Here is an 8,545-nt window from a genome sequence, read left to right on the forward strand (position 1 = left end):
TTGTCATTCGCCCTGGCTGACCACGGATGTACTGGCAGCAAGAGCGCGATGCGCTTCAGGGTTTGAGTGACGAGAAGAGGTCGGGTTCATTCCCGGCCTTTTTGTTTTTTCGCGAGGATTCCGCCCTCCGCACCGCCCAAGGGCATCGCTGAGGCGCCGGGATGTTGCGCAGCCGGCGGCCGCGTGCCGCGACCCGGCCAATCCCTCGTGAAGAGAAAAGCGCAACGTCAGCAGAAGGAGGTGGCCATGACTTCAACAGACCCCGCAATCGGTGACGTCGTCATCCTCAAGGACGGTTTTTCCGGCACGGGCCGGAACAGGACGTCGTGCCGGATCGTTGCCATATTGCCGAGCGACAGCGGCGAAAAGCAGTATCGTATCCGCTTCGACACCGAAAACTTCGATCGACGTATCGTGCTCTCGGACATCGATCTGCTGGCAACGGCCTCGACGCCGCCGGAAAAGCCGGAAGCAACCGCGAAGGGCGAGCCCTGGCTCAAGCCTTCGTCCATCCGCATCAACCACTGACAGCCGCCGGCCCCGCCGGCAAGCGTCAGCACCAGTCACCAGAGGCGGTGCTCAACCGCCAGGAAAGGAGTTCACTTGCAGGTTCTCGTTCGGGACAACAATGTCGATCAGGCACTTCGGGTTCTCAAGAAGAAGATGCAGCGCGAAGGACTGTTTCGTGAAATGAAGGCGCGCAGCGCCTATGAAAAGCCCTCGGAAAAACGCACCCGCGAAAAAGCCGAGGCCATTCGCCGCCAACGCAAGCTGGCGCGCAAGAAATTGCAGCGCGAAGGGCTCCTGCCCGCGCCGAAGAAAGTGGCCCGTCCGGGCCGCTGACCATTCTTCCCCGGCTTTGCGCCCGACCGGGCGCATGGCCCCCATCATCGGAGGACCCCCGTGACCGCGACCAAGGAAAAATTCTTCAAGCCGGAAAAGATCAACGCCCGCGACAAGGCGCAGTCGACAGACAGCGCAGCCCGCGGCATCATCGAGGCGGAAGTCATCGCCCGGGACAAGAAGACCGAAAAGCTGAAGGCGCTCCGGCTGGAGCGTGACGCCGCCGAAGGGCGGACCGGCGAACCTGCGCCAAAGGCCCGCCGCCCCGCGAAAAAGACCGCCACACGCTGAACCTTCGCCTTTCTCCGCAAACGGAGACAGTCTAGCCTTCCTACCACCGCCTCCCTCCCTGCCGACACTTCCTTTCCGAGGGCGGCCGCAGCCGCATATGCGAAACCGCCCGGAGCAAACAGCCGGCCCGGCGGACAAGCGTTTTCGCGCATCGCCTTCCTGCGGGGCCGATGTATTTGCTATACGGTGGCGCACCGCCCGGCTCTCCCGCATTCTCGCCAGCCATGTCCCGGAGGCACATCGTCATGTCACCCGTCGTCCGCCGAATCGTCTATGTCTGCTCGTTCGAAGGACTTGCCCTGCTGTCCAGCATGCTGGTCTTCGCGATGCTCGGAAACGATACGACCTCTTCGGGCATTGCGGCGCTCGCCGCATCCATCGCGGCGGTGGCGTGGAATTTCGTCTTTACCACGCTCTTCGAATGGTGGGAGAGCGGCAATCCGGTGAAGGGAAGAAGCGCGCTGCGCCGTGCGGTGCATGCGGTCCTGTTCGAGGGCGGCCTTGCCCTCGTGCTCACGCCGGTTCTTTCGCTGACGCTCGGCATGCCGTTCGCCGAGGCCTTCGTGACCAATGTCGGGCTGCTGATCTATTTTCTCGCCTTCACCTATGTCTTCAATCTCGCCTTCGACAGGCTGTTCGGCCTGCCGGCCTCGGCCAGACCGCAAAGCTGAGGCCTTGCCGCGCCGGCGGGCGCTTGCCGGCGAGATGACGGTGATCGCCGTCACCCACCGCACGGGCTTGATCGCGCCCGGGGACCATGCAGCAAGGCTCGTCGCTCCTGCTTCCACTCTGGCCCAGGGCGAGCGGGTTCCGGCCTGAGGCGCAGGGGCGCGCCGGGCAAGCGCCGCGCCCCTGCCCGATATCGGCTCACCGCTTGTTCGAGACGAGGCAGAAATAGGCGCCCTGCGGGTCCTGGCATTGCAGGATGAAGCTGCCGCCAGGCACTTCCTGCGGGCCGAAGACGATCGTCCCGCCTCCGGCTTTCACCCGCTCCAGGGCGGCATCGATGCCGTCGACATTGATGTAGTAGCCCCAGAAGGGAGCCGGTACTTCCGCCGGCTTTGTCATCATGCCGCCGATCGCCTTGCCCTCATGGGCAAAGCACTGGTAAATGCCCATGTCCCCCATATCGACCGCCATGTCCTTGGTCCAGCCGAACATCTTCGCATAGAAGGCAAAGGCCTCCTCGCCGTTGCCGGCCATCAGTTCGTGCCAGCCGAAGGTGCCCTGCGCATTCGGCGCCGGAGAAGGCGGCATCGGGCCATCAGGCATGTTGGGTTTGAAAAGATCGATGACCGCCCCTTGCGGATCGGCGACCACGGCAAACCGGCCGATGCCCGGAATATCCTCCGGCTGGCGACACACCGTGCCGCCATTGTCGGCAAATTCCTTCGCCTTGGCGTCGACGTCATCGACCATGACATAGCCGCTCCAGTTCGGCGGGATGTTGCGGGAAGCAAGCTCCGGCGTCAGCTCCATCATGCCGGCGACGCCCATCTCGAAGCCGGGCACGTTGAACAGCGTATAAGCCATGCCCGGCATGCCGCTGTCGGCTGCCGTCCAGCCGACCACCTTCGTATAGAAATCGGCTGCCGCCGCCGTATCCGGCGTCATCAGTTCGTACCAGATAAATCCGCCTTGCATGGAAAGGTCCTCTCTCTTCAGATTGCCTGTTCAGGAATATTCGGGCCTCACGGCCCGCCAAGGTATTCGGTCGCGAGGATCGCACCTCCCCGCCGCCCGTCGGCATCGGGACCGTCCCTCAGCCCCGGCGCAACATTTCGCTTGTCATGAAAGTCTTGAATGAACCGTCGGGCTGGCGCACGCTTCCGGAAAACTGCCGGCGGTCATCATCGTGGAACTTTATGACGTCGCGATAAACCGCCGTCTTCGAGGGGTCCTCGAAATCGGGCCCTTCGGCCTCCAGCGTCAGCGTCCTACCATCCGGCTCGACCCAGCCCTTGTAGACCCAGAAGGTGTCCATCATCGAACCGATCCAGGTGCCGACATAATGGCCGGCGCGCGGATCGTAGCCGAGCGTCATGACCGTCGTGGCAGGCGTTCCGCCCGGCGTGACGCCCCTGCCCTCGGCAACGAACCAGAGACCGCCGACCGATCGCACGGTCTCGGTCCATACCTTGGCGGGATCGGCGGGATCGTAGTCCTCGTGACTGGAGGAGGACGTGATGATCCAGTCGCCGACCAGCTTTTCAAGGAAGCGATGCTCTTCCCGAGGTTTTGAAAATTCCATGATTTTTCCTCCCGGTCGGCCGCATCAATGGCAACAGGTCGCCGCCTTCGGCCGTTCCTCGTATTCGTCGTGGCGGCGGACGAAATCCATGGTGGTTCCCTCATTGCGGCCTTTCGGCGCGCGATCGAGGATCATCAGCGTCCCGATCAGTTCCTCCGGGCCCCGGGCATAGCTCGAATAGGTATGAAAGACGCGGCCCGCCTCGTCCCGGTAGAAGCTCGACAGGCCGGGCAGTTCGTCATGGGCCTGCTCCGCCGGCGTCTGCGTGAAATTGTAGAGGACATGGCCGGAGGCGAGTTCCTCCCTCGTGAAGGAGACGTGGAAATCCCTGTTGAAATCGTTGTTGAAGGCCGAGACCCAGGGGAAATGCCAGCCCATGCGGCGCTTGTAGGCCTCGATCTTGTCGAGCGGCGCGCGGGAGACGCAGACGAGCGTGACATCGTGATGGTTGAGATGCGGCAGCGCGCCGTCCAGATGGTCCGCGAGGAAGGAGCATCCGGGACAGCCGGCCTCCCAGTCGGGGCCCAGCATGAAGTGATAGACGATCAACTGACTGCGGCCATCGAACAGGCCGGCAAGGGTCTTCGGGCCGGAGGGCGTGTCGAAGACATAGTCCTTCTCGACCTCGACCCAGGGCAAGGCAAGACGCTCGGCGTTCAGCCGGTCGCGGAGACGGGTCGCCTCCTTCTCCTTCAACAGGAGCGCTCGCCGCGCCTCCAGCCATTCTTCACGGGATACGACAGGATGCTGCATTTTCTCCTCCTCCTCGGTGCGCGGTCTGCGCCAAATGGCGTGCATGGCACGCCAACGCTTTTCTCCCCCGGAACGTTCCGACTTGACAAAAAGGTTGATATCAACATATTTATCACATGTCAAATGAGCGTCTGATTCCCTTTTCGACAACGATCCATGTGCGAGACACGTGCCTGTGCCTGCATGCGCAGCGGGCGGCGCGCGCGCTGGCGCGGCGCTTCGACACCGCGCTCAAGGCGCTCGGGCTGACCAACGGGCAATTCTCGCTGATGATGGCGCTCAACCGGCCCGAGCCGCCGCCCATGGGGCCGGTGGCGCATCTGCTCGCCATGGACCGCACCACGCTCACCGCCGCGCTCAAACCGCTCGCCCGCCGGGGCTGGGTCTCGGTGGAGCCGGACCCGAAGGACAAGCGCGGCAAGCGCCTGCGCCTGACGGAAGACGGCATGGCGGTGCTTTCGGCAGCGCTGCCGATCTGGCGGGACACCCATGCCGCCGTGGAGGCCGAGCTTTCCTCCGGCGATGCGGACAGCCTCAGGCGCGATCTGATGGAGATTTCGAGATAGGCGGACGGAGGCGGCACTTTGCTTCACACCAAAACGCGTTTTCTACCGTCCCATTAAAAGTCGGAAACATCTCGTTCATTTTTGAATGGCTGATCGAACGGCAAAGCATTTGTAAATTTCCAGAATTGAAACCATTTCAGCGCATGGTCGTTTTATAAACGATGGCCATATTGACGGCCCGGTCAAATGAACCTAGTTATGAAATGCTCACTTAATTGTCCGATAGGGACGATGGATCGCATGATCAAAGTGAGCGATTAAGGCGGCTCTTCTTAGGAAGGGCCGTCTGTGTTTTGGGGGCACTTAATGGTCGCGTGGGCACTTTATCTTGATGAAACCGGGACGACGGATGCTCACACGGTTCCATTAAAACCTGGTATAACGCCCATGTTTACGTTGGCAGGGGTCGCGCTTCCCATAGATCGATGGCGCGACTATGATCGCGGATATCTTCGTTTGAAGCGCGAGTTTTTTGCCAAAGAAATCGATGCCTCGACAAAGATAGACGTTGTTTGGGAGGTAAAAGGTAGCGATCTATTCGCACCTCGAAATGCAGCATCCGAACGAAATAAGGTTTTCGCTTATAAAGTCCTCGACCTCATAAAAGAATATAAAGGAAGAGCCTTCGGAGTAAATTTTTTGAAGAGCGTAAATAATCCTATGCCGCGCTCCTCGATTTACACAAAGGGATTGCAGATATTAGCTGAAAGATTTGATGTGTTCCTGCGAGAATCTGATGAGCAGGGCATCATTATCATGGACTCACGCATGGCTCACATGCGCAAAGGGAACGGTGTCGATTACACTGTCGCGACTAGCTACCTGAGCTTTATATTTGGAAATAATGAAGGAAAGCTCCTGAAGCGAATCGTTGAAGCTCCAATGTTTGCAGACTCGGGAATTACTGCTGGACTGCAAATCGCCGACATCGTGTCTGGTATGATCTATGCCGACGTTTACCGACATAAACTCTCCTCAGACGTGGCAGTCTTGGAAAAAGGCCTTTTGGATTACTCTCATTGCCAAAAGTACCACACGCCTCTTTCCGAAGTAGTTTTTCAGAGTGAAAATCACTATGGATCGCAAAAAATGTACGGACTTAGAACCATCGACCATCGTGATGTTGATATCGCTCCAAAACTGGAAGCACTAAAAGCGAAATTTTCTAAGTAACGTTTTCGACGAATGGTTTACGCCATTCGTCCGCTCTTTCCATATCCCGCCTTGCCGCTTAAAACAGCTGTCGAGTCGCGCATCCGCATGAGGTGTTGCTGTATAGCGATCTACTTTGAGCAAAAGATCGCTATCGGTGGCGCTCGCGACCAACCTATTCGTAGCCGCCCTCACCCGAACCTGGCCTTCAGCCGCTCGTCGCTCGAGAAATCCGCGATGGAAAAACCGACGAGACGGCGGGGGAAGTCGCAGAGCGCCTGGATGCCGGCGGATGACAGGCGGATGCGCCAGGTCTGGCGCTCGACGGGTTCGCGCGCGGCAAAACCCTTCGCCGTCAGCAGCGCGATGTTCATGCCGCCCGAGGGATCGCGGACGGACCGGTAGAGGATCGACTCGACGCCCCCTTCCCGCGCGGCATCGGCCAGCGCCTGGCAGGCGGCATAGTCGCGGCGATCGGTCCATGCCGCCTCGTCGCGGACGAGCGGAGGCAAGGTAAGGTCGATCGCGGTTTCCGTGGCGATCGCGGCGGAAAAGGCGGTGTAGTCGCCGGCATTGGCCGGCAGAGGCGTTTCCGGCGATTCGGCATAGAACAGCAGGCGATAGAAGGCCATTTCGGCCAATGCGGTTTCGACGCGGCCGGCCGCGTAATAGACGCCAAGCGTTCGCCCGGCGCGGCGGAAGCGGGAGCCATGAGGATAGACGCCGCCGTAGCGGAAGGGTGTCGCCAGCAGATAGTCGAGCCCTGCGCATTCCGGCGGAAGCACGGGCTTGGTCTCCTCCAGCAGGCTTTCGAGCAGGGTCTGCTCCTCGACGGTATCGACCAGCTTCATGGTCGACACCTGATGCTGCGCCTCGACCAGACGCCAGAAGGCGCCGGAGATGGCGACAGCCTCAGACGAGAGCGCGGCGGGCGTCCAGATAGGCAAGGACATCGACCAGGCCGGAAACGGTTGCGATCTTTTCGAGCGGCACGCCGCCGAGCGCGACATTGCCGGCGCGCAGCCACGCGCGGGAAACACCTTCGTCGCCACCGGCAATCGCATCCAGCGAGCGGAACAGGCGGATGAGGAAAAGCGCAAGCTCGAACGGCTTCGTACCGCGCTCGAGCTGGAAGTCGAGGCGCTTCATGCGCGACACGCTCGCCTCCGACACGCCGATCACACCGGCAAGCTGGCGGGCGGAGAGACCCAGCCGGTCGGCTGCGGCAATCACCGCCTTGGTAACGGTCGCAGCTTCGGAGGCCGGAGCCTGGGGGCTTTCAAGCGCGTGAAGCATGGCATCATTCCTTTCCATGGATAAGATATAGCACTTTTCTTTCCATGGACAAGTTTTTCAACCGTTGGACGGTTGTCCTGCGCCGGTATCGGCATCCGGCCCCGATGGGGCACGACTAAAGAGGATGCACCGGTTTTCGACAGACCCCCTCGGCAACAGCATAAAGGCCGGCGCAAGGCCGGCCTTTGGCGGTGGATCAACATGCGGGGCAGACCGGCGCCGCGGGGGACGGCGCCAGAAGGGATCAGGCGACAGTGACCGGAACTTCGGTCGAGGTGCGCATGGCGTGGCTGTAGGGGCAGACGATGTGGGCGGCAGCGACCAGCTTTTCGGCCACTTCACGCTCGAGGCCGGGGATCTCCGCGGTGATGGCGACTTCGATGCCGAAGCCGGTGCCATCTTCACGCGGGCCGATGCCGACGCGGGTGGTGATCTTCGCGTCTTCCGGGATCTTCACCTTTTCCTTGCCGGCGACGAACTTCAGCGCGCCGAGGAAGCAGGCGGAATAGCCGGCAGCGAAAAGCTGTTCCGGATTGGTGCCGGTGGCGCCATCGCCGCCGAGTTCCTTCGGAACGGTGAGCGTTACGTCGAGGACGCCGTTGTCGGTGACGGCGCGGCCGGCGCGGCCGGCGCGGCCGCCGGTGGCGGAAGCCTGTGCGGTGTAGAGGATAGCCATTGTCATTCTCCTTGCAGGTTTGTCTGGTTGATAGGGTCGTGGGGGTTGGCGATGGATTTTGTATATCGCAAAAATTAATTGTGCGCAACTGTCTTTTTTCACATTGCTTCCGAACCGGGAATTGGCGACAATTCCCCTGCGCGCAGACAAGGGGCTTCGATCCACCGATGGACGACAAGGAACTGGAAAAGGAACTGAAGCTGGATCGGCAGATCTGCTTTGCCCTCTATGGCGCGGCGCATGCGTTTACGCGGGCCTACAAGCCGCTCCTGGAGCCGCTCGGCCTCACCTACCCGCAATATCTCGCGATGATGGCGCTTTGGGAGGAAGACGGATTGAAGGTGAAGACGCTCGGTGAACGGCTCGGGCTCGATTCCGGCACGCTTTCGCCGCTGCTCAAGCGGCTCGAACAGGCGGGATATGTCACACGGCAGCGGGATACGGCCGACGAGCGCCAGGTCTATGTCACGCTGACGGAGAACGGCCGGACGATGAAGGGCAAGGCCGTCGGCGTGATGCGCGCCATCGGCCAGGCGACGGGCTGCTCGCTTTCGGAACTGGAAAGCCTGCGCGACAATCTGAAAAAGCTGAAGGACGAACTGGACGCCGTGGCCTGAGACCGCCGACCTCGGGGGCGGACGTGGCACCTGGCTCGGGTTACGCGAGGGACATTTACGGGGCCGCAGAACGAACCCGCTGCGCGGGAGGGCGCCTGCG

The 8,545-nt window shown here is 61.1% G+C and carries 14 protein-coding genes; 8 read left to right on the forward strand and 6 right to left on the reverse strand.

The window, feature by feature from the left end; genetic code table 11:
• Window positions 1-246 precede the first annotated feature (246 nt).
• The 5 genes from J5N58_RS17400 to J5N58_RS17420 all read left to right on the forward strand — a co-directional run bounded on the left by J5N58_RS17400 (window position 247) and on the right by J5N58_RS17420 (window position 1,953).
• Window positions 247-528, forward strand: coding sequence for a cold-shock protein (locus J5N58_RS17400; RefSeq protein WP_113338918.1), 282 nt, complete (start codon window positions 247-249; stop codon window positions 526-528).
• A gap of 75 nt (window positions 529-603) precedes the next feature.
• Complete coding sequence (gene rpsU, locus J5N58_RS17405; RefSeq protein WP_112830778.1) at window positions 604-843, forward strand: 30S ribosomal protein S21; 240 nt, start codon at window positions 604-606, stop codon at window positions 841-843.
• A 60-nt stretch (window positions 844-903) separates the two neighbouring features.
• Window positions 904-1,134, forward strand: coding sequence for a hypothetical protein (locus J5N58_RS17410; protein ID WP_113338919.1), 231 nt, complete (start codon window positions 904-906; stop codon window positions 1,132-1,134).
• Window positions 1,135-1,379: 245 nt separating this feature from the next.
• Window positions 1,380-1,805 (forward strand): PACE efflux transporter, encoded by a 426-nt coding sequence (locus J5N58_RS17415; RefSeq protein WP_244711946.1) that lies wholly within the window; start codon window positions 1,380-1,382, stop codon window positions 1,803-1,805.
• A gap of 4 nt (window positions 1,806-1,809) precedes the next feature.
• Complete coding sequence (locus tag J5N58_RS17420; protein WP_162748266.1) at window positions 1,810-1,953, forward strand: hypothetical protein; 144 nt, start codon at window positions 1,810-1,812, stop codon at window positions 1,951-1,953.
• 48 nt (window positions 1,954-2,001) lie between these two features.
• On the opposite strand, the gene J5N58_RS17425 is transcribed toward J5N58_RS17420, so the two are convergent.
• From J5N58_RS17425 to J5N58_RS17435, 3 genes are all read right to left on the reverse strand, one after another.
• Window positions 2,002-2,778, reverse strand: coding sequence for a VOC family protein (locus J5N58_RS17425; protein ID WP_113438614.1), 777 nt, complete (start codon window positions 2,776-2,778; stop codon window positions 2,002-2,004).
• A gap of 118 nt (window positions 2,779-2,896) precedes the next feature.
• Window positions 2,897-3,385: a DUF1579 domain-containing protein gene (locus tag J5N58_RS17430; RefSeq protein WP_113426248.1), complete on the reverse strand. Its 489-nt coding sequence runs from the start codon at window positions 3,383-3,385 to the stop codon at window positions 2,897-2,899.
• A gap of 24 nt (window positions 3,386-3,409) precedes the next feature.
• Complete coding sequence (locus tag J5N58_RS17435; RefSeq protein ID WP_113426256.1) at window positions 3,410-4,138, reverse strand: DUF899 domain-containing protein; 729 nt, start codon at window positions 4,136-4,138, stop codon at window positions 3,410-3,412.
• A 116-nt stretch (window positions 4,139-4,254) separates the two neighbouring features.
• Between J5N58_RS17435 and J5N58_RS17440 the strand changes: the two genes are divergently transcribed.
• Window positions 4,255-4,704: a MarR family winged helix-turn-helix transcriptional regulator gene (locus J5N58_RS17440; protein ID WP_244711949.1), complete on the forward strand. Its 450-nt coding sequence runs from the start codon at window positions 4,255-4,257 to the stop codon at window positions 4,702-4,704.
• A 306-nt stretch (window positions 4,705-5,010) separates the two neighbouring features.
• On the forward strand, window positions 5,011-5,877 hold the full coding sequence (locus tag J5N58_RS17445) for a DUF3800 domain-containing protein (protein WP_113338925.1): 867 nt from the start codon (window positions 5,011-5,013) through the stop codon (window positions 5,875-5,877).
• A gap of 170 nt (window positions 5,878-6,047) precedes the next feature.
• Here the strand turns inward: J5N58_RS17445 and J5N58_RS17450 are convergent, their stop codons facing one another.
• From J5N58_RS17450 to J5N58_RS17460, 3 genes are all read right to left on the reverse strand, one after another.
• Window positions 6,048-6,809, reverse strand: a complete 762-nt coding sequence (locus tag J5N58_RS17450) for an RES family NAD+ phosphorylase (RefSeq protein ID WP_244711951.1) — start codon at window positions 6,807-6,809, stop codon at window positions 6,048-6,050.
• Window positions 6,769-7,152, reverse strand: a complete 384-nt coding sequence (locus tag J5N58_RS17455) for an MbcA/ParS/Xre antitoxin family protein (protein WP_113338981.1) — start codon at window positions 7,150-7,152, stop codon at window positions 6,769-6,771. Before J5N58_RS17455 ends, J5N58_RS17450 begins: the two co-directional genes overlap by 41 nt.
• Before the next feature lie 244 nt (window positions 7,153-7,396).
• Complete coding sequence (locus tag J5N58_RS17460) at window positions 7,397-7,828, reverse strand: organic hydroperoxide resistance protein (protein ID WP_244711953.1); 432 nt, start codon at window positions 7,826-7,828, stop codon at window positions 7,397-7,399.
• A gap of 167 nt (window positions 7,829-7,995) precedes the next feature.
• On the opposite strand from J5N58_RS17460, the gene J5N58_RS17465 reads away from it, so the two are divergent.
• Window positions 7,996-8,445, forward strand: coding sequence for a MarR family winged helix-turn-helix transcriptional regulator (locus J5N58_RS17465; RefSeq protein WP_112830769.1), 450 nt, complete (start codon window positions 7,996-7,998; stop codon window positions 8,443-8,445).
• The last annotated feature ends 100 nt before the right edge of the window (window positions 8,446-8,545 follow it).

The organism is Paenirhizobium cremeum (genome assembly GCF_022884085.1).
GTDB classification, from domain to species: Bacteria; Pseudomonadota; Alphaproteobacteria; order Rhizobiales; family Rhizobiaceae; genus Allorhizobium; species Allorhizobium cremeum.